This window comes from Ulvibacter sp. 2305UL32-6 (assembly GCF_058148545.1).
In genome coordinates, this window is the sequence record NZ_JBYVKA010000004.1 from 449,477 (window position 1) to 471,053 (window position 21,577).

Genomic DNA, 21,577 nt, shown 5'->3' on the forward strand with positions numbered 1-21,577 from the left:
ATGAGCCAAATTAAGAATTCTACAGATATCAAAGAAAAATCTTTCCGTGAACTATTGGAAGGATATACCCGCTATTGGTTTTGGTTTGCCTTAGGGGTTATCATAGCCTTGGTTTGCGCCTATATTTATTTGCGTTATACAACCTCCTTTTATGAATCTAAGGCCACCATTATTATAAAAGATGACAAAGGCAACAATGATTCAGAATTATCTGCATTTTCTGATTATGGCGGATTCTTCTCTAAAATGGGTAATAGTAAGATCGAAAATGAATTAGCAATTTTTAATTCACAACGTATTATAAGAGAAGCTGTTAAGGAGCTTGACTTAAACATAACCTATGAGTCTTTAGGAACCTTTAAAACAACCGAACTATACAGCTATAAGCCCTTGACGGTTCAGTATTTGAACATTAGTGACAGTCTAGGGAATAAGCAAGTTCCAAAATTATTCTTTGAGATTCTTTCCGATACAGAATACAAAATTGAAAATGAATCAAAATCTATAAGTCACACATATACTTTCGGTCAAAAAGTGAGTTTGGCTTTTGGTGACATCACGGTTTTACCTGATCTCGACAATAGATCACAATTTGAAAAGTACAAAGGACGACGGATCTCTGTAAAATATAAGAATCCAGAAGATGTGGCACTCACATATCAGAAGAAGATTAGAGTTGCCAATGAGATTAAAAATAGTAATGTAGTTGTTTTAAAGATGCTATCGCCTGTGCGCGAAAAAGCAGAAGATTTTATCAATGAGTTGATCTTTCAATACAATAAAGACGCTATTAACGATAACAATCAAATTACACAGAAGACATCCAATTTTATTGACTCTAGACTTGAAATTATTACACGCGAATTAGACTCTGTTGAACGTAATAAAGAACAGTTTAAAAGTACCAATCGATTAACGAATATTGAATCTGAAGCGCAATTAATATTGGAGAACGCTAGTGAATTTAATAAACGTCAATTCAATATAGGTACGCAGCTCGAACTCGCAAATACGATGATCGAGTATATGGAAAATGCATCGAGTAACGACTTGCTTCCATCAAATATAGGACTCGAAGCTGAGGGTATTTCTGTAGATATAAAGAATTATAACGACCTTATCCTGCAACGAAATAAGTTATTAAAATCATCAACGGCCAAAAATCCAGTTGTGGTTAACGTAAACAATCAATTAGAGCAGATACGTACAAGTATTTTGGGAAGTCTAAAAAACTCAACCAATGGATTAAAAGTGTCAATGCGCGACTTAAACTATCAGGAGTCGATACTAAACTCTAAATTGAGTAAAGTGCCTACCAAGGAAAAGTTATACAGAGGCATTGAACGTCAGCAAACAATTAAAGAACAACTTTATTTATATCTCTTACAGCAACGTGAAGAGGCGTCAATCTCTTTGGCGGTTACTTCATCTAAAGCGAAGGTTGTAGATAGTGCATATAGCAGTAAAGGCCCGGTTGCACCAAATGTGCCACTAATTTATTTAGGGGCTTTAATGGCAGGACTTGTAATACCGTTTGTTTTTGTTTATCTAAGATCACTTGTCAATACCAAAGTGGCTAACCGTCGTGATGTTGAACGCGTACTTACAGATACAGCCATTATTGGCGAAGTGCCAAAACTGAAGAAAAGTGACGAACAATTAGTACTTATAAATGACCGAAGCGTACTCGCAGAATCATTTCGTATTCTCCGAACTAACCTTCAGTACTTATTTATCAATAATCTGAAAAAAGGAGACGCATCCAAAGTCATCTTTGTTACGTCTACCATCAAGGGAGAAGGAAAGACATTTGTTGCCTTTAACTTAGCACTTACTCTAGCGCTTACAAACAAAAAAGTTGTTTTAGTAGGTGCTGATATTCGAAATCCACAATTACACCGCTATTTACCGGAACAGTTTAAGAATGCCCCCGGGCTTACCGAATATCTTGTAGATGATAGTTTAAAAGCAAATGAACTTGCTTATGAAATTGAGCAAAGTAAAAACTTACGGATTGTACTATCTGGGGTAATTCCTCCCAATCCAGCCGAGTTACTTATGCAAGATAGAACAAAGACATTCTTTGAGGAACTTCAGCAAGAATACGATTATGTGATCGTAGATACAGCGCCATCTATGCTTGTTACCGATACCATTTTGATCAATCACCTTGCAGATATCACCTTGTATGTTACCCGTGCAGGATATACTGATAAGCGCCTCTTAGACTTTCCAAAAGATGCAATTGCAGATGGCCGTCTAGATAATGTGGCACTCGTGCTTAACAATGTGAGTCTTAATAACTTTGGCTATGGAAATAAATATGGATACGCCTATTCAGAAGAACAAGTTCCGTGGTATAAACGTATTTTTCAGCGCTAATAGTTTCAATTATTAACTTAATCATATGAAGAATTTTATTCTTTTAGCTTGCGCGCTATGCAGTGCCATCACCCTGGCACAAGATGTAACATGGAACGGGCATTTAAGAGCTACAGGTATATTTTCTTCTGAAGACACACTTCCTTTTTGGTTATATACTAACACCAATACAGAAATAGGACAAGAAACCGATTATGCAGGCTTAGCATCTATTCAAGCAAGCTATCAACTAAAAGATAGTGTATACTTAAACGCAGGTATTACTGCCATGGCGAGAAATGGTTTTGAGGACGATATTCAACGCCGTGATTTGTATCTTCAATTTAAAAATACATGGTTAAAGGCTACGCTAGGTTCAAAAGCTGCTGCTGTTGTCTTTAACGGACTCTCAGCTTCAAATAAAAACTTTATATTTTCAACAAATGCTCGTCCGTTACCAGGAGTACTCTTAGAAGCTAATAAGCCACTTGCAATTTCAAAGACCTTCGCTATTGATTGGGGTATTGGTCATTATATGCTTAATGACAACCGCTATATAGACGATGTAAGAGTACATTACAAACGTTTGGGCCTTATCACTACCTTTAATGATAGGAGTAAGCTAAGCCTGCAATTACAGCATTATGCGCAATGGGCGGGTACTGCGCCAGATGGAACTGAGTTGCAAAACGACTTTGAGGCCTTTACCAATGTTTTTATTGCTAGTAAAGGCGATAAAGATGGCTCATTTGGTGAAGCATTGAATGCCGTTGGAAATCATCTTGGGACCTATTTTATTCAATACGAAATGCCAACAAAACACGGTCGCTTTACGGCATATCATGATCATCCCTTTGAAGATGGCTCTGGAACCCGCTTTGCGAATTTTCCTGATGGGATTTGGGGGATTTCGTTTGAACCTACAAACCAAAAATTGATTACACAGGTCATTTATGAATATATTGACAGCAGTGATCAAAGTGGCACAGACGGAAATAGTGGTTTTGACGGTTACTTCGGAAATAGTACGTACCGCAGTGGATGGACATATGAAGGACAAGTTATAGGGCTGCCTTTTATTCTGAATGACCCAAGCATCGTTTTAAATGATATGAATTCTCAATTTATCAGCAATCGGTCTAGAGTTCATCACCTAGGCCTTATGGGAAGTGTAAAACAATTCGATTGGAAAGTAAAGACAAGCTACTTCACTAACTTCGGAACCTATAGAAAACCGTTTGATCCAACAGTGAACAGTTGGTTAAATTATGCTTCAGTGGCTTATAAAACCACCAACTACGGAACTTTTACGCTGCTTGGAGCGTTTGATGTTGTAGATGTAAGCGATAATAAAGCAGCCCTTGCACTTCAATACAGCTATTCTTTTTAGTTGATCAGCACCATAATATGAGCACACTTGTCCAAATTTTAATTGCACCTCAAAAACAGGACGATGAAGCCTATGTGCTCGAACTTGCCTTGGAAAAAGCAAAATTGAGACGTGCTGATATTTCAGACTGGCGCATTCGAAAGCGTTCTATCGATGCTCGACGGGCGCCGGTAAAGTTAAATCTGCAAATAGAACTTTGGACCAAAGGGGAGACTCGTGAACTTATTCCAGAATTTCTTCCGAAGCAAGTTTCCGAAGCTCAAGAAATTGCCATAATAGGTGCGGGTCCGGCAGGTTTGTATGCTGCTTTAAGGGCTATTGAAGCCGGATTTAAACCAATTGTTTTTGAACGCGGAAAAGATGTACGGGAGCGAAGAAGAGATCTAGCTGCTATTAATAAAGATCAAATAGTAAATCCAGAATCCAATTATTGCTTCGGTGAAGGCGGAGCTGGAACTTATTCGGACGGAAAACTATACACACGTTCTAAAAAGCGAGGTAACGTCTTAAAAGCCATGGAATGGTTTGTTCACTTTGGTGCAGATCCCGATATTTTGGTAGACGCACATCCTCATATAGGAACCAATAAGCTTCCAAAGATCATTACTGCTATGCGCGAAGCAATCATTGAAGCAGGAGGAGAGGTACATTTTAATTCTAAACTTACCGATCTTAAGATCGAGAATCACAGCATTACAGCCATAAAAGTTAATGAAAATTGGTTGCCATTTTCTGATGTTGTATTGGCTACAGGTCATTCGGCGCGGGATATATTTTATTTGCTTTATGAGAAGAAAGTAAAAATAGAAGCAAAACCATTTGCCATTGGTGTTCGCGTCGAGCATCAGCAGCAATTAATTGATCATATTCAATATCACGGAGATAGTGATAATCCGTATTTGCCGCCATCGTCTTACGCCTTAGTAGAACAGGTTGACGGTTTGGGTGTATATTCATTTTGCATGTGTCCTGGAGGAATTATAGCGCCCTGTGCTACAGAACAGGAGGAAGTAGTGACTAATGGCTGGAGTCCGAGTAAGAGAAACAACCCATATGCGAATTCGGGGATTGTGGTAAGTGTTGAACCTAAAGACTTGCCTAATTATAAAGAGGACGATCCATTCGTCTGCCTGAATTTTCAGAAAGAAGTAGAAAGAACTTGCTGGGAAGCTGCAGGGAAGACCCAACACGTGCCGGCTCAGCGCATGATCGATTTTGTAAATGGTACTACGAGCGTCAACTTTCCGAAGACATCATACCAACCCGGAATCACCTCTGTTGATCTGAATAAGGTATTACCGCCCTTATTGAGCAAGCGATTGAAAAAAGCTTTTGTTCTCTTCGGAAAAAAAATGAAAGGATACTATACCAATGAGGCGGTCTTGCATGCTCCCGAAAGCCGTACATCATCTCCAATATCCATTCCGCGCAATCCTGAAACACTAGAACATATTGAAGTTAACGGACTTTATCCTTGCGGGGAAGGAGCTGGTTATGCAGGAGGAATAATCTCGGCAGCTATCGACGGAATTAACTGCGTAGATGCTATTTCCAAGAAATACGCCGAAAATATATAATAAAAAATGCTTTATTTTTCTTCTGATTTATAAATCGGGATAGTAATTTGATGAAAATTTTGTCATCTTGCTAATAGCTTCAAAATGTAGTTTTTGTCATGAAAAAAGAGCGTTTCTTATCGTTTTATATCGATTTTCTCTTCGTTAGAAGATCTAGGTTATTGTTGCTATTTACTTTTCTTATAGCTATTCCTTCTTTCGGGCAACAAAAACTTACCGAGCCAACTGAAGTTGAGACAACCAAACTTGACGAACTTCGAAATTATATACAATGGTCTGTTAACTACGGTAGGCAAAAGCAATTTGACAGCGCCAATAAGTATACTGAAAGAGCTCTTCATTTGGCTTCAAAATTAAATACTTCCGAAGCAATTATTAGCGCAGAATTAAATCACGCAAAACTTTTATACTGGCAAACCAAGTCAACGAAAGCCAAAGAATATCTTACTAACATACTTAAGCGGGAAAAACTCCAAGATAGTTTACGATTTCAGGCTAGAATGCTTTTTACCGCAATAAACGCGTATGAGCAAGACTATAAATCGGCTTTAGAAAATACAATTGCTGCCCAAGGTCTACTTGAAAAGAAAGGTTTGGAAAATAGGAATGATAGCCTGAATATGATGGATGTTTATCTCAATATGGCTGAAATAAACCAACTTTTAGGAAATAGTACTAAAGCGCTCTCTTTGTATGATGATGCGCTCGATTATAATGAAGATGCAGGATACGAGAGCTATATTCTTTATAACAAAGGATCTATTTATAGTAAAGAAGATAATCTCGAACAAGCTATACAATACACCCTTAAGGCACTTGAGGGAGCAAAAAGAGCCAAGGCCAAGGTTTATTTGCCTACCTATTATCTCGCCCTCAGCGAGTACTATCTCACATTGAAAAAGGGAGATAGTGCTATCTATTATGCAACTTCTGGTCTTACCGATAATACCGATTGCCATTTGGATGGCCTCCGAAATAATGCAGGTTTGGGATTTGTTCTTCAAGGAGATCTCCCAAAAGCAGTAAGCTTTTTTAATGCAGCCTTAGCGGTAGATCAGATTGAAATACCTCAAACCGAAGTTCATAAGAACCTGCGAGATACCTATATAAAACAGAAGCGTTTTGAAAAGGCTTTATATCATAATGAACAATATTTAAGATTAAAAGATTCGATCGACGCATTGAACATGCGTCAGGAGGTTCTGGAGATCACTGAGAAGTTTGAATCAGACAAAAAAGAACTGGAGATCGAAATTTTAAGTGCCGAAAATAATTTCCACACAATCATCATCGCAAAACAACGCAATCAATTAATACTAATTGGTCTCACCTTAGCGCTAGTATTAATACTACTAGGACTCATTAGTTGGTTTTTTATTAAACAGAAAAAGCAAAAGCAATTTTTGTATCGAAAAACTGAACAACTGGCTAGGGAGTTACGCGCAAAAGAGCGAACTCCTTTAGAAGAAAAAATATCGGCGGTAAGCAAAAAGGAAAGTTTAGGGATCGACAAGGCGAGAAAGAAAGAACTGATCTTGAGTATTGAACAATTAATTGACAATACATTTTATTTAGATAAAGATATGACCTTATCTAAGATGGCTAAGATGATGGAAACAAATACATCCTACTTGTCTAAGTTCGTTAATGAAAACTATCAAAAGAGTTTTGCCAATTTTATCAATGATCTTCGTATTTCTCATACACTTCAAAACTTAGAGTCAAAAGCAGAATATAAAGACCTAACCATTGAACACATAGCTGACAAAGCCGGATTTGCCTCCAGCTCGGCGTTCTACAGTGCTTTTAAAAAGTTTACCGGCTTAACTCCGTCTTATTATATCAAGCAGAAATTGCTACATACCGCTTAAACGGCGCTCACTTTCTAAAGATTTCTCGCAATTTATAAATTGGAAGAAACTCTTTTTTTTCTTCCCAATCAACTTGAATAGTTTTGAAGAGATCGTAAGATTTCTAGCTTCTTGCCTGTAGTGTTTTAATTTCTCGGGCGTTTCTAGTTGACCTGAACTATTCACTTAATACCTTATATTATGATTAAATATCTTTTCTTTTTTTTCTTCGGAAATGTGCTATTCGCGCAAACTGTTTCAACCTTCTTTTCAGATCCTGGGATTGATATAGATGATTCGATGACTTTTGATAGTAACGGAAATCTCTACGGTTCAAACTTTGGAGGTACTACCGTGTACAAGATCACACCCGCAGGAGTAGCCACACCTTTTATTACGGGGCTAGCGAACCCTAATGGTGGTGCATTTGACAGTAATGGCAATTTCTATTTGGCCGAATACAGCGCAGGAACCATCAATAAATATGATTCAACAGGAAGCCTAATTACTTCCTATGCCGCAGGAGTACCTTCCGGACTCATTAAAGATTTTGATACAGACGCCATGATCTTTACCAACATCGCCAACAATAGTGTAAATAGACTCAATACAGATGGAAGCATAACCACACTGTATCAAGGCGCTCCGTTAAATGCTCCTGTTGGACTTACATTCGATACCGGAGGAAGCCTGTATGTTTCTAATTTTACTGGAAATGAAATTTATCGATTGGGAGGAACGGCAGTTTATATTGCAACAGTTCCAGATGGAGGGGCATCTAGCGGAAATGCAGCCATAGGATTTATCGCCTACGCAGGCGGCAAGCTATATGCAACTAATTTTGGGGGACACCAAATTTATGAGGTTAATCCGTTAGCCATAGACGATGTTATTCTATACGCTGGAGATGATGAAGGCAATAACGATGGCCCCATAGAAGATGCTACCTTTAGTTTTCCGAATGGAATATTGTTCAATGCTTCTGAAAATGCACTTTATATCTCGGAATATAGCGGAGAAGGAAATATTAGAAAAATTTCGGACGCAACTACCTTATCTGTGGGAGAATATTACAGTGATCTTAACCTGGAACTATATCCAAATCCGACAAGCAATCGTTTTATTCTGAAAGGTAATAACAAGGTGCCATTAGGTCAGATTAATATATTGGTTTATGACATAGTAGGTAAAGTAGTGCTAAGCGTGACAGAAAATGTATTGGAGACGCAATGGGAATTGGCTGTTGATATTTCGCACTTGGATGCAGGAATGTACATGATGCATTTAATGAGTGAAGACCGCTTGAATATGGCTAAACACTTGATTAAAAACTGATTATTTTTCTGAATAGAAAATATTTAAAGTGCTTCTCTAAATTTTGGGAAGCACTTTTCTTTATTAAAATTACATATTTTTTATGATTTAAAAACGTTTTAATCTACAAGAAGGCATTAATTTTGCATTTCTGTCAATAACAAGTATGCAAGAAATAATCGGAACCATATTATGGAGTTTATCTCCTTTAGGAGAAGCCAAGGTTGGGATTCCGTATGGCTTGGTGCATGATCTAAATATTTATTTGGTTTTCGTTATTGGTTTTGCATCCAATGTATTGGTTTTTCCATTGATGATGTTCTTCCTTGAAAGAATCAATGTTTCTCTATTACGGTGGAAATTGTATAAAAAGGCCGCAATTTGGGTCGCTAGGCGTGCTAAAACGGGTTCTGGGAATAAAATTCAGAAGTATGGATTTTGGGGCTTGATCTTTTTTGTAATGATTCCTTTACCAGGAACAGGTGTTTATGCGGGTAGCATTGCTACCTACATATTTAAGATCGAAAAGCAGAAAGCTTTTTGGGCCAATACCATAGGGATTTTCTTTTCATCTGTAATTGTTTGGACCACGACGGTACTCACTATAAAAGGCCTCGCTTAATTTACTGCATCGTTCTCTTGCAATCAATAAGCTGCTTTAACGCATCCGCTTGATCAATTTCTTTCCATAAATTTAAGTCTGTTTCTATGGTTAGCGGATCGTAATTCGATGTGATATAGGTTCGAATAGATTTTACTTTTGGATCATTTTCTCCGGAAATTTTAATAATAGCCTCACTTCCCGGAATCACATAACCACCTTCGTATTCATATATAAAAACTAAGACACGATCATCTTGTTTAAAGGCCGTACCGTTGAAACAATCAAAAGCAGTATAGGCTTCCTCGTGAAAGTGTTCATTTTCTAGTGTTCGTTTTGCTAAAACCTCGTCGATCGAAATAGTTCCCCATTGCGAAATATAAGATTGCCCTTCGCCTTTAGGCAAAGGTTGTTCAATGTTCCTTATCGTACCAATAAAGGCCAGACTATACGGTTGCGCACAGTTTCCTATAAAAGGGCCTGCCTGAGGCCACCAATAGGAATAAGCAACCAGAAGAGTATCCTGATTTGTTTCTAATTGACTGCTTTTAATTGCATCACTGATATCTTTCTTAGGAAAATTGATCTGTTCGGCATTCTTTTCCTTACAAGCAACACTAAAAAGTAAAAGCATAAAACCTAAGGAAAGCCATTTAATTGTACTAGTTATGTTTTTCATATTCAGTATTTTATGAGTAGATCTTATTCTAACAAAATTTAACTGTTGTTATATTTAATAACGTCTAGTTTCAATAAAAATTTGCAATTTGAATAAGACGTTCTATTTTTAATAATTGAATTTTACGTCCGTCAGTCGCTATAAGCTTGTCATGTTTAAAATCATGAAGCACACGTGCTAAGGTTTCAACAACTGTTCCGGTCATATTCGCTAGATCAGATCGCGAAAGCGTAATATATGTATGTGCCGTATCATCAACTTTATATTTATCGTGTAAAATTAATAAATTTAGTGCCACTCGTTCGCGTACAGTACGTTGCGATAATACGGCCATATGATTGGCCAATACGCTAAATTCATGACTTAAGCTTTTAAGGAGTAGGCGGGAAAATGATGAAGATTCATTAAGGATCTCATTAAAATTCTCTATAGTTATATATGAAATAATAGAATTTTCAATGGCGACCGTTGTATCGCCATATGTACTTTCACTTAACACAGACGAATAACCAAAAAACTCTCCTGCATTATAAATATATATGATTTGTTCTCTCCCATCATTGTCCATTTTGTATTTCTTCACTTTTCCACTTTGTAAATAAAAGATACCAGATGGCAAGGTACCTTCAGTGAATATGGGCTGGCTTTTGCGATACTTTTTATCAAGCATCACATTCTCGAGAAATTCCCTATCCTTCGAAGGTAATTCGCTTAAAATAAATTGACTATTGAATGTGAATTTCGTGATCATAGGTGAATTACGAAATTACGTCTTATTTATTTTTTAATCTAAAATTTGATTTAAATCAAGTTTTGCCAAGACTCCGGTCAACTCATAGTAGCGTTTATCCAAGTACCTTTGTTCACAACAAATAAACTGTTATTTCTATGAAAAAAATAGAGCAATTGAATCTGCTTGGAATACATCCCACAAATGAATATTTCTGGAATTTACCCGTTTCAAAATTAGTTGAAAAAACGCTTCAAAATGGGCAAGGAGTATTGACCGATACTGGTGCGCTTGCCTGTGACACTGGTAAGTTTACAGGAAGATCTCCAAAAGATAAATACATCGTTAAAGATGCTATTACTGAAGATTCTATTTGGTGGGGTGATGTAAATCATCCATTTTCTACTAAAGATTTCGATAGCTTATACAAGCGTGTAACTGAATTTCTATCTCAGAGAGATATCTATATTAAGGATGTACAGGCGGGAAGTAAAAAAGAATATCAATTAAACGTTCGGGTCATTACTGAAACACCTTGGCAAAGCTTATTTGCGCACAATCTTTTTTTAAGACCCTCTAAAAAAGATCTGGAGACTTTTGAGCACGATTGGCTCATACTAGCGGCTCCCGAGTTTAAAGCCGAACCAGAAATAGACAAAACAAGACAATCTAATTTCACAATAATAAATTTCACAAAAAAAGTGATCCTTATTGGAGGGAGCGCTTATACTGGTGAAATTAAAAAAGGAATTTTTACAATCTTAAATTATATTCTTCCCCACGAAAAAAATGTTCTATCAATGCATTGCTCGGCCAATATTGGTAAAGAAGGCGATACAGCAGTATTTTTTGGTCTGTCAGGAACGGGTAAAACCACCTTGTCTGCAGATCCGTCAAGAGCTTTAATAGGGGATGACGAACATGGCTGGGATTCAGAAAGCGTATTCAATTTTGAAGGTGGCTGTTACGCTAAATGCGTTAATTTGAGTGAAGAAAAAGAACCACAAATATTTTCAGCAGTACGTTTTGGTACACTACTCGAAAATGTTCGTTTTTATGAAGGTACCACCATAGTAGATTATGATAATGTGGAGGTTACCGAAAATACCCGAGCAGCTTACCCTATCAATTTTATTGCCAACGCAAAGAAACCATCTATTGGAGGTACTCCAAAAAACATTTTCTTCCTAACCTGTGATGCTTTTGGGGTGTTACCTCCAATTTCAAAATTAACAGTTGGCCAAGCTATGTACCATTTTATTTCTGGTTATACAGCCAAAGTAGCAGGTACTGAAGCTGGAATTACTGAGCCTCAAACTACGTTCTCTGCTTGTTTTGGGGAACCATTTTTACCGCTTCACCCCACCAAATATGCCGAATTATTAGGACGAAAACTCAAAAACGATGACGTAAATGTTTGGCTTGTTAATACGGGTTGGTCTGGTGGTCCCTACGGAATTGGAGCACGAATCAAATTAAGTTATACACGAGCTATGATCACGGCAGCTCTTAACGGAAAATTAGATGACGTAGATTATGTAAAGCACGCTGTTTTTGGGTTGCAAATGCCTACCGAATGCCCAGGAGTACCTTCCAACTTGTTAAATCCTAAAAACACTTGGGAGAATAAGCAGGAGTACGATGAAACCTCTGAAGGGCTTGCGACAAAGTTCAGTGAAAATTTTAATAGCTATCAATCTTTTGCAAACGACGAAATTCGTTCGGGTGCACCTAGTATAACTGAAAAATTAGAAAAAGCATAGTTTATGGTAAAAATAAATACCGAAGCAATACTGTGTTGTCCTAATTGCGGTTCTAAATACCAGAAGCAAATGCCGCTAATAGGAAAGCATATTAATAGCAAATGTGTATTCTGTCATACCGTTTTTGGTGTTAAAGACACCAATGATTGCTGTGTTTACTGTGCTCATAGCGATGTTGTATGTCCAAAAGCTCAGAAAAAATTAAATAAAAAAAATGAAAATACCATCAAACCTTCTCTATACAAACGATCATGAATGGGTACGCATAGATCAAGATATTGTCTATGTTGGAATAACAGATTTTGCCCAAAAAGAATTAGGAGATATCGTCTATGTAGAAATTGACACTGTGGGTGAAAGTTTAAAGCAGAATGATGTCTTCGGAACCGTTGAAGCCGTAAAAACAGTATCGGATCTGTTTCTACCCATAACTGCAGTGATTTTAGAATTTAATCCACAATTAGAATCTAACCCGGAATTAGTCAATGAAGACCCATATGGTGAGGGTTGGATGGTGAAATTAAAAATAGAGACAGATACAGAAACAGAAACAGAAAACTTGTTAACAGCAGATGCTTATGCCTTATTAATTGGCTCCTAGACAAGTAATGCGAAATTCATGTCAAGATGCTACAGATTCCAAAAAATATCTATTACACTCAGCAACACTTATGGTTGCAGAAAATAGGTACACATGACTTTTATATTGGAATAACCGATTTTTGTCAAAAGGAAATTGGAACAATCGATTTTATAGAATTAACCACACAAGAGAACTCCCTAAATAAAGGGACTACTTGGGGAGTGGTATATGGAATAAATGAAACCTTTAAATTAATTGCCCCTTTTGACTGTAAGATCGTAGAACAAAATAAATCCTTATTTACGCATACGGCATATATAAACACAGCTCCTTATCAATATTGGTTTGCTATTATAACGACTAATATAGAGGCCAACTCCTTGTTAACTTCTCAAGACTATAAGAAACTCACCCAATGATTTTTAAGAGCTATAGTATTAATTGCTTTTCAGATTTTAAGATCTATGCTTAAAATGTGGAAAAGACTTGACCTAGAGTTTGCGAAAAATAGGAAAATAAATTTTGATCACGATGGTTGAAAACATAGACTTAGTTATTAGAAAAAAGACCTTCTTAGTAGAACAAGGCGTTAAAAAATTAAAAATAATTGGTTTTACGAATGTGACTAAAGATAATATTCTAACTGACGAAATATATCAACTCTATTTTTTAGGTTTTATAAATAGCTTACCTGCCTATAAAAAGCAGGATGAAATTAAAGCCATAGATGAGCTGCGATCACACCTACATAATGCACTTCGATCTTAGAAGAATCAGTATCGTCATAATGCACCTTTCGCTTTTTCAATTGCTAGATGGATTTCTTCTACAACATGTCCTTTTTCTATAAAAGAAAACACTTCATTCTTTTCAAAATCCTTCCGAAGCGACTCTCCAATACCTGAAATTATAACTTTTATATTTCTAGCATTATAGGTTTTGATAATTTCTTTAATACTTTGAAATCCAGTGGCATCAATTAATGGAACATATCGCATTCTTATAATAATAACTTTGGGTTGTGAATGCGTATTGGTTATGGTTTCCTGAAACTGTCTTGCTGCTCCAAAGAACAACGGACCGTTAATTTCATATAAAACTACGCCCTTTGGAATCTCTAATAGTTCTTCATCAAAGAGGTGCTCTCCGGTATCGTTTTCTGAAGAAAAATTCTGAATATTTACTGACTCGCTCATGCGTTTCATAAAGATAAAACTAGAAAGTACAATACCTATCTCAATAGCAATTACTAGATCAAAAACAACAGTAAGAATAAAAGTTGTGAGCAGAATAATAATATCCATTCTGTTTCCTTTCAAAATAGATCGAAACTGTTTCCATTCACTCATATGGTAAGCTACAACCATTAAAATACCAGCCAAGCACGACATTGGAATAAGTTTAGCATAGGGTGCAACTAAAAGCATGATAGCAAGTAATACCAGAGAATGAACAATTCCCGCAATTGGCGTTCTCCCTCCGTTTTTTACGTTGGTTGCTGTTCGAGCAATTGCTCCCGTTGCCGGAATTCCACCGAAGAGAGCCGACACAACGTTTGCTGCTCCTTGAGCTACTAATTCCATATTTGAACGGTGTTTTCCTCCAATCATTGAATCTGAAACCACAGCCGAGAGAAGCGACTCTATGCTTCCTAAAATAGCGATGGCAAAGGCGGGCTGTATAAGTGACTGAATGGTGTCAAAATTAACCTTCGGAATACGCGGAAGTCCTAATTTATTTGGAATCGTGCCAAAATTACTTTCTATTGTATCTACGGGTATGTCAAACAATACAACAATTACTGTTGAAATTACAATGGCTATAATAGAGCCGGGTATCTTTTTTACTAATTTCTGAAAATAGAGTGTAACCAGTATAGTACCAGCAGCAATAGCAATTGCGTACCAGTTAATTTTATGGAAATTATTAAAATATACCGTCCATTTATCGATAAAATCGGCCGGGACCTTAGCAATGTGAAGACCAAAAAAGTCATTTATTTGGGATGAGAAAATTATAAGTGCAATTCCACTGGTAAAACCTACAATAAGAGAGTAGGGGATGTATTTCAGCAAATTTCCTAGCCGTGCTAATCCAAATCCAATTATAATAAAACCAGCCATAAAGGTAGCGATGGTAAGTCCATCTGTTCCGTATTGCTGTACAATACCATAAACGATCACAATAAAAGCGCCTGTGGGACCACCAATTTGAACCCTGCTTCCACCGAAAGTAGAGATAATTATTCCTGCAATTATCGCTGTTACGATACCTTTTTCAGGAGAGACACCAGAAGCAATAGCAAAAGCTATTGCCAAGGGCAAAGCAACGATACCTACTATTATCCCAGATAGAATATCTTTGGTTACTGTTTCTTTTGAAATCCCTTGTTTTAAAAGAGAAAATAATTTTGGTACAAATTCTTTCCCCATCGTTCTTATCGTGATTATAGTTTTAAATATTTGATCGTAAACCGTGATTCAATATTTCTTAATAACTTATAGCAATACGTAATTTATGCTAACGACCTAAGAGCAGTAATAAATACTGCATGATATAGTATTTACGAGGTTGTTACAGAAATAAGTTAATACAAAGATATTATATGTTATTTATAAACATAACAAATGTTATTAAAATTATATGATTTATTCTATATTTGAACAATGAAAGATCTTTATGCGAAATTTGATTTTCAAAGTGAGCTCCTTTTTGAGGGATTAACGTCTGCAGAAAAAAAGAGAGTTTATGGTTCTATGGAGCCATTGATCATAAAAAAAGGAAGCTTGTTGTTTTATGAAGATGGCATTCCTACTGGGATCTTTCAGATCAAGAGTGGAAAGGCTAAAAAATTTAAGCGTGGTTTTTCTGGTGTAGAACAGATTTTTTATATCTACACTAAAGGTGATTTCTTGGGATATCATGCTTTATTTGGTGAAGAGCGCTATCAAGATTCCTGTGAGGCACTAGTGGATCTAGAAATTAATTTTATTCCTAAAGATGCCTTTTTTCAACTACTGATAGATATTCCGGCTTTGCAACGAACTTTTACAAAAAACATAGGACATGAGTTTGGAGTTCTTGCCAATATCATTGCAGTATTGGCCCAAAAAAACCTAAATGCGAGATTGGCAATTAATCTGCTTATTTTAGAGCATAGATTTCAAAAACATGCTGAAGGTAGTGGGATTGATCTAACACGGGAAGATTTGGCAAATATTATAGGAACTTCCCCTGAAAGTCTAGGAAGAAGCCTCAAGCAGTTTAAAGATGAAGGGATCATAGAAGTTGATAAACGAGTAATTTATATAAAAAATAAGGAGCAAATACTTAAATTGCTAAATCTGGATGTCAACTTACTTGAATAGGAGAAAGACTGTTTATTCAAAGCGGGAAGTCTAATTATTAACACGTAAAGGGTGTTACTTTAGTATTAAAACAGATTACTTTCCAATACAAAAATTAGCAAAAATATTTCCAAGGAGATCGTCATTGGTAATTTCACCCGTAATTTCACCAAAATAATAAAGGGCCTGTCTAATATCGATCGCCATAAGATCGCCGCTTAAGTTTGCATTGATACCTTCCTGTACTTTGTTTATTTCTTCCAACGCCTTTAATAAAGCATCATAATGCCGTGTATTGGTCACGATCGTTTCGTTATTACGAAGAGCTCCCGTATTGACAAAATTGAGTAGCGTAAGTTTTAATTCCTCCACGCCAACACCCGTCTTAGCAGAGATCGCAATGGCATGAGATCTTTCAATGGCATTCAAGGAAAGAAGTAGTTGTTCTCTTTGCGCTTCGGAAATTTGATCGATTTTATTAGCAATAATAACAAGTTGCTTTTGGGGAAAGCGATTCTTTATTTTTTCAATTTCGATGTTGAAACTTGAAATTGCCTCACTTGATGTTACTAACGGAACACTACTCACTAAGAATATCACTACTTGAGCTTGTTCCATTTTTTCGAAAGTCTTCTTAATACCAAGTCCTTCAATAGTATCAGTAGTTTCTCGTATTCCAGCGGTATCTATAAACCGGAAACCAATCCCACCAATAGTAATTTCATCTTCAATGGTGTCACGCGTGGTACCAGCAATATCACTTACAATGGCGCGTTCTTCGTTTAGAAGTGCATTTAGAAGCGTTGACTTCCCTACATTTGGTTCGCCTACAATTGCAACGGGAATACCATTCTTTAATACATTTCCGGTAGCAAATGAGTCAATTAATCGCTTTAAGACCAGTGTGATTTTTGAAATGAGTTTTTGAAATTCTTCTCGATTTGCAAACTCTACATCTTCTTCGGCAAAGTCGAGTTCGAGTTCGATAAGGGAGGCAAAATTGAGCAGTTCTTCGCGTAGTTTTTGAATTTCTGAAGAGAATCCGCCACGCATTTGTTGTATCGCAAGTTGATGCGAAGCTTCACTATCACTCGCTATCAAGTCGGCTACAGCCTCTGCCTGACTCAGATCCATTTTTCCATTGAGGAAAGCTCGTAATGTAAATTCACCAGCGGTCGCCATTCTACAGCCCTTCCGAAGCGAGAGTTGAATAATTTCCTGCTGAATGAATGCACTTCCGTGACAAGAGAATTCTACAACATCTTCACCAGTATAACTCTTGGGATTCTTAAATACGGTCGCCAGCACTTCATCGATGATGCGACTCCCGTCTTTAACGTGACCAAGATGAACCGTATGCGTTTTTTGTTCCGAAAAGACCTTACCTGAAATGGGCGAGAAAATTTCCGAAGCAATACGAATAGCATCTTTACCTGAAAGTCTGATCACGGCAATTGCACCAGCTCCTGCGGGCGTTGCTAAAGCTACTATTGTATCGTTATGCTCCATCATTGTTTTTGGCTCCTCGTGTTATATCGTGCAAAAATACAAATTTAAGTCGCTATTACAGCTGAGACGAAACGCTACTTTTAGAAAGAATGACGTGGCTCTTTGAAAAGTATTATCTTTGAAACTTGCTGTAAAATGGTACAGCAATTTTCTAATTTGACAATATCAAAACATGAGCACAGAAAAAGGACCTTCAGAAAACAGCAATAAGAATCTTATCATTCCGTTGGTCATTTTTATCGTAGTTTCTATTGTAGCCTTTCTTGTTACAAGCTATATTATTGGTTAATATTTAATTATACTTTCTTTTTTGAAGGAACAATTGACATCATTGAAATAATAGTATATTTAATTTTCAAATTCACTACGAATGAAAACGACCTTAAGTTCAGCTTTACAGAATGACATTGATAATGTGGTTCAAATTAGCGCGATTCCGTCACTTTTAAATATTATATGTAAAACAACAGGAATGCGATTTGCTGCAGTTGCGAGAGTGACGGATGAAAAGTGGATTACTTGTGTTTCGCAGGATGATATTAATTTCGGACTCAAAACGGGAGACGAGTTGGTTTTGGAAACCACGATCTGTAACGAAATTAGACAACACTCAAATCCTGTAATTATTGAGGAAGTTAATAAAAGTGCTGAATTTTGTGATCATCACACACCGGCACAATATGGCTTTCAAAGTTATATTTCCTTCCCAATTTATAGAAAGAACGGCGACTTTTTTGGCACACTTTGCGCCATCGATCCGGAACCAGCAAAGCTTGAAAATAGGGAAGTACGAGATTTGTTTGTGCTTTATACACAGTTAATTTCCTTTCATCTCGACTCAATCGAACAACTCAATGAGCTCACTGTAAGTTTGCAAGAGGAAAAACACATTGGAGAATTGCGAGAAACTTTTATTGCCATATTAGGACACGATTTGCGAAATCCAGTTGGGACAACAAGAATGTGTGCAGATATTCTTTTACAGATGAATCTTCCAGAAATGGCTGCAAGACAAGCAAGTACAATTAAATCGACATCCTATCGTATGCAAGGACTGATCGACAATTTGCTCGATTTCGCCAAGGGACATTTGGGCGATGGGATTAGATTGGAACTTTCAAATAATAAGCAAAAACTGAAGAAGTTACTAAAACAGGTTTCTAAAGAGATAAAAATTGTTGATACACAACACGAAATCCTTTTTAATATAAATCTGGATGAAGACTTTGATTGTGATGTAAATAGAGTAGGTCAACTTTACTCAAATCTTTTAGGTAATGCTATTAAACATGGAGCTGTAGATAAGCCGATTATTACAGAAATTAAGACAGACAATAACCAATTTTCAATAGCCGTATCCAATTCAGGGGATAAAATTTCCGAAGAGAAAATGACCCATTTATTTAAACCCTTCTTTACAACAAATTCAGAAAATAATAAATCAGGATTGGGCCTTGGATTGTATATTTCATCAGAAATTGCAAAGGCACACGGGGGTACCATGGAAGCATTTTCTACCGATGAGCAAACTACCTTTAAATTTATTATGCCAATAAATGCAGGCAATTCTAACGATAAAGATGACTAACTATATTGGTCAACCATATGTATTCTTCAACGAAAAAATTAGTCGAAAGTTTAGATCGTTGTAACATTTTTAAATGTTTGGTTACTAATAGGGTGTAATCAAAACATCAATCAAAATGGAAATAATCAACCACAGCGCAAAACGCACCGATACCCAATTATTAGTAATCACTCACTTGTCTCAGCTCTTAACCTATATTACCGGTTTTGGCGGACTCATAGTTCCACTCATTATTTGGCTGACTAAAAAAGATGAAGTAGTGGGCATGGACGAACACGGTAGATCGATCGTGAATTTTCAACTCAGTATGCTCCTTTGGGCCTTTATAAGTATTCCTCTTATTTTTGCTTTCGGACTAGGTTTATTGACCTTAGCAGCGGTTTGTTTACTTACGTTTATCATCCCAATTGTAAATGCGGTACGTGCAAGTAATGGCGAAGAGCCTACCTATTTTGGAACGATCAAGTTCTTGTAAAATATAATATCAAACGGGGTCTAGACCCTATACCAACCCTTGTTTCTTCGGAAGTAAGGGTTTTTCTATGCACTTTCGTTTTTTATTAATCTAAAACGAATTTTTATGAAAACAATTACTACAAGTATCAATGCCAAGTTAAAACCGATGCTCTTCTTTCTAGTTTGCACTTTAGTATTTACTACAATGCAAGCTCAAAATCTAACTGCCACAGCACAAGGAATTCTCGATTTTGAAAGTGAAGTTATTGACTATGGAACCATTAAAAAGAACGCCAATGGCGAGCGAACGTTTACATTTACAAATAGTGGAAACGCGCCTATCATTATTACCAATGTAAAAACAAGCTGTGGCTGTACCGTGCCAACCAAACCAAATGGTCCTATCATGCCTGGAGAAATGGCACAAATAGGAGTCAAGTACGCTACAAATCGTATTGGTGCTTTTTCTAAGACCATCACAGTATTGTCTAACGCAACAACACCCAGTAAGGTCTTAAAGATCAAAGGAACAGTTGTAGATGCCGAAAATAAACTAGGAGAGTAATAATCAATAAAAAAGCCGCTTTTAGTTTTAAAAGCGGCTTTTTTATTTTTGCTAATTGGTAGTATTAACTATTCAACATTACCGGCATAACAAGCATGGTAACTTGCTCGCCCTCGTCTAAGCCATCAACAGGTGTTAGAATTCCAGCACGATTTGGTAAACTCATTTCAAGAGAAACTTCATCACTTGTTAGATTATTTAGCATTTCCGTAAGAAAACGTGAGTTAAAACCGATCTGCATATCATCTCCCTGATAATCACAGGTGAGACGCTCTTCGGCTTTATTGCTGTAGTCAATATCTTCGGCAGAGATGTTTAATTCTGCTCCCGCGATCTTTAAGCGAATTTGGTGCGTTGTCTTATTTGAAAAGATCGAAACACGACGTACGCTATTTAAAAACTGATTGCGTTCAATGCTTAATTTATTCGGATTTTCCTTCGGAATAACCGCTTCGTAATTTGGATACTTTCCGTCGATCAAACGACAGATCATCTCAGTTTTATCAAAACTGAATTTGGCGTTACTTTCATTGTATTCAATAGTAACATCATCTTCACTTCCCGCTAAGATCGATTTTAAAAGGTTTAAGGGTTTTTTCGGCATAATAAATTCAGCTGCTTGCGAAGCATGAACATCTGCACGCGTATATTTTACCAGTTTATGCGCGTCGGTTGCAACAAAGGTCAATCCTTCCGTAGAAAACTGAAAGAAAACACCACTCATCACAGGACGAAGATCGTCGTTTCCACTAGCAAAAATGGTTTTGCTTATCGCTGTAGCTAGGATATCTCCTTGAATCACAGTAGATGAAGGATCTTTTAATTCAACTGCCGACGGAAATTCTTCACCACTGGCATAAGCTAAGGCGTATTTCCCATGATTTGAACTAATTTCAACGGTATTATTGTCTTCGATCGTGAACGTTAATGGTTGCTCAGGAAATGTTTTTAAAGTATCCAAAAGTAAACGTGCAGGAATACATACGCTACCTTTCTCGCTGCTCTCAACATCTAGTTTAGAAGCGATAGTTGTTTCTAGATCTGAAGCAGAAACGGTTAAAGAATTTCCGTCCAATTCGAATAAAAAGTTATCGAGAATTGGCAAAGTGTTATTGTTGTTGATGATGCCGCCCAATACTTGGAGTTGCTTCAGCAAATATGAACTTGATACAATAAATTTCATGTATTTATATTTTTCTAGTGGCTGCTATTAATTTTACAATTGCGCTCTGTTCTTTACAATTTTTTGCATATGATCGCGATA

The 21,577-nt window shown here is 36.8% G+C and carries 20 protein-coding genes; 15 read left to right on the forward strand and 5 right to left on the reverse strand.

The window, feature by feature from the left end; translation table 11 throughout:
• From ACY2RU_RS14710 to ACY2RU_RS14735, 6 genes are all read left to right on the forward strand, one after another.
• Nucleotides 1–2,382, forward strand: a complete 2,382-nt coding sequence (locus ACY2RU_RS14710) for a GumC family protein (RefSeq protein ID WP_490139239.1) — start codon at nt 1–3, stop codon at nt 2,380–2,382.
• A gap of 25 nt (nt 2,383–2,407) precedes the next feature.
• Nucleotides 2,408–3,751 (forward strand): capsule assembly Wzi family protein, encoded by a 1,344-nt coding sequence (locus tag ACY2RU_RS14715; protein WP_490139240.1) that lies wholly within the window; start codon nt 2,408–2,410, stop codon nt 3,749–3,751.
• 17 nt (nt 3,752–3,768) lie between these two features.
• Entirely contained in the window at nt 3,769–5,328 is a 1,560-nt protein-coding gene (locus ACY2RU_RS14720; protein WP_490139241.1) for an NAD(P)/FAD-dependent oxidoreductase, read from the forward strand.
• 98 nt (nt 5,329–5,426) lie between these two features.
• Nucleotides 5,427–7,199 carry a helix-turn-helix domain-containing protein gene (locus ACY2RU_RS14725; RefSeq protein WP_490139242.1) on the forward strand — a complete coding sequence of 591 codons (1,773 nt, stop codon included), beginning with the start codon at nt 5,427–5,429 and terminating at the stop codon, nt 7,197–7,199.
• A 180-nt stretch (nt 7,200–7,379) separates the two neighbouring features.
• Nucleotides 7,380–8,513 (forward strand): Vgb family protein, encoded by a 1,134-nt coding sequence (locus ACY2RU_RS14730; protein ID WP_490139243.1) that lies wholly within the window; start codon nt 7,380–7,382, stop codon nt 8,511–8,513.
• 145 nt (nt 8,514–8,658) lie between these two features.
• On the forward strand, nt 8,659–9,114 hold the full coding sequence (locus ACY2RU_RS14735) for a COG2426 family protein (RefSeq protein WP_490139244.1): 456 nt from the start codon (nt 8,659–8,661) through the stop codon (nt 9,112–9,114).
• Between the two features lies 1 nt (nt 9,115).
• Here the strand turns inward: ACY2RU_RS14735 and ACY2RU_RS14740 are convergent, their stop codons facing one another.
• Both ACY2RU_RS14740 and ACY2RU_RS14745 read right to left on the reverse strand, forming a co-directional pair.
• Nucleotides 9,116–9,772: a hypothetical protein gene (locus tag ACY2RU_RS14740; RefSeq protein WP_490139245.1), complete on the reverse strand. Its 657-nt coding sequence runs from the start codon at nt 9,770–9,772 to the stop codon at nt 9,116–9,118.
• A 70-nt stretch (nt 9,773–9,842) separates the two neighbouring features.
• A complete protein-coding gene (locus ACY2RU_RS14745; protein ID WP_490139246.1) occupies nt 9,843–10,523 on the reverse strand; it encodes a Crp/Fnr family transcriptional regulator in 681 nt (226 codons plus the stop codon).
• A 137-nt stretch (nt 10,524–10,660) separates the two neighbouring features.
• On the opposite strand from ACY2RU_RS14745, the gene pckA reads away from it, so the two are divergent.
• From pckA to ACY2RU_RS14770, 5 genes are all read left to right on the forward strand, one after another.
• Complete coding sequence (pckA, locus tag ACY2RU_RS14750) at nt 10,661–12,265, forward strand: phosphoenolpyruvate carboxykinase (ATP) (RefSeq protein ID WP_490139247.1); 1,605 nt, start codon at nt 10,661–10,663, stop codon at nt 12,263–12,265.
• Between the two features lie 69 nt (nt 12,266–12,334).
• Nucleotides 12,335–12,520 (forward strand): hypothetical protein, encoded by a 186-nt coding sequence (locus ACY2RU_RS14755; protein WP_490139276.1) that lies wholly within the window; start codon nt 12,335–12,337, stop codon nt 12,518–12,520.
• A complete protein-coding gene (gene gcvH / locus ACY2RU_RS14760) occupies nt 12,480–12,866 on the forward strand; it encodes a glycine cleavage system protein GcvH (RefSeq protein ID WP_490139248.1) in 387 nt (128 codons plus the stop codon). The genes ACY2RU_RS14755 and gcvH overlap by 41 nt, the downstream gene beginning before the upstream one ends.
• 26 nt (nt 12,867–12,892) lie before the next feature.
• A complete protein-coding gene (locus tag ACY2RU_RS14765; RefSeq protein WP_490139249.1) occupies nt 12,893–13,267 on the forward strand; it encodes a glycine cleavage system protein H in 375 nt (124 codons plus the stop codon).
• Nucleotides 13,268–13,379: 112 nt separating this feature from the next.
• The gene (locus tag ACY2RU_RS14770) at nt 13,380–13,616 is read left to right on the forward strand and encodes a hypothetical protein (RefSeq protein ID WP_490139250.1); all 237 of its coding nucleotides are present in this window, start codon (nt 13,380–13,382) and stop codon (nt 13,614–13,616) included.
• Between the two features lie 14 nt (nt 13,617–13,630).
• On the opposite strand, the gene ACY2RU_RS14775 is transcribed toward ACY2RU_RS14770, so the two are convergent.
• On the reverse strand, nt 13,631–15,280 hold the full coding sequence (locus ACY2RU_RS14775; RefSeq protein WP_490139251.1) for a SulP family inorganic anion transporter: 1,650 nt from the start codon (nt 15,278–15,280) through the stop codon (nt 13,631–13,633).
• 234 nt (nt 15,281–15,514) lie between these two features.
• Between ACY2RU_RS14775 and ACY2RU_RS14780 the strand changes: the two genes are divergently transcribed.
• A complete protein-coding gene (locus ACY2RU_RS14780) occupies nt 15,515–16,216 on the forward strand; it encodes a Crp/Fnr family transcriptional regulator (protein WP_490139252.1) in 702 nt (233 codons plus the stop codon).
• A 75-nt stretch (nt 16,217–16,291) separates the two neighbouring features.
• Here the strand turns inward: ACY2RU_RS14780 and mnmE are convergent, their stop codons facing one another.
• Nucleotides 16,292–17,704, reverse strand: a complete 1,413-nt coding sequence (gene mnmE, locus ACY2RU_RS14785) for a tRNA uridine-5-carboxymethylaminomethyl(34) synthesis GTPase MnmE (protein ID WP_490139277.1) — start codon at nt 17,702–17,704, stop codon at nt 16,292–16,294.
• Between the two features lie 370 nt (nt 17,705–18,074).
• Here mnmE and ACY2RU_RS14790 point away from each other — a divergent pair, with 370 nt between their 5' ends.
• The 3 genes from ACY2RU_RS14790 to ACY2RU_RS14800 all read left to right on the forward strand — a co-directional run bounded on the left by ACY2RU_RS14790 (nt 18,075) and on the right by ACY2RU_RS14800 (nt 20,313).
• Entirely contained in the window at nt 18,075–19,292 is a 1,218-nt protein-coding gene (locus ACY2RU_RS14790; protein WP_490139253.1) for a GAF domain-containing sensor histidine kinase, read from the forward strand.
• 115 nt (nt 19,293–19,407) lie between these two features.
• Complete coding sequence (locus ACY2RU_RS14795) at nt 19,408–19,767, forward strand: DUF4870 domain-containing protein (protein ID WP_490139254.1); 360 nt, start codon at nt 19,408–19,410, stop codon at nt 19,765–19,767.
• Between the two features lie 105 nt (nt 19,768–19,872).
• Nucleotides 19,873–20,313 carry a DUF1573 domain-containing protein gene (locus ACY2RU_RS14800; RefSeq protein WP_490139255.1) on the forward strand — a complete coding sequence of 147 codons (441 nt, stop codon included), beginning with the start codon at nt 19,873–19,875 and terminating at the stop codon, nt 20,311–20,313.
• Between the two features lie 64 nt (nt 20,314–20,377).
• Here ACY2RU_RS14800 and dnaN read toward each other — a convergent pair whose 3' ends face one another.
• Nucleotides 20,378–21,496 carry a DNA polymerase III subunit beta gene (dnaN, locus tag ACY2RU_RS14805; protein ID WP_490139256.1) on the reverse strand — a complete coding sequence of 373 codons (1,119 nt, stop codon included), beginning with the start codon at nt 21,494–21,496 and terminating at the stop codon, nt 20,378–20,380.
• Nucleotides 21,497–21,577: the final 81 nt, after the last annotated feature.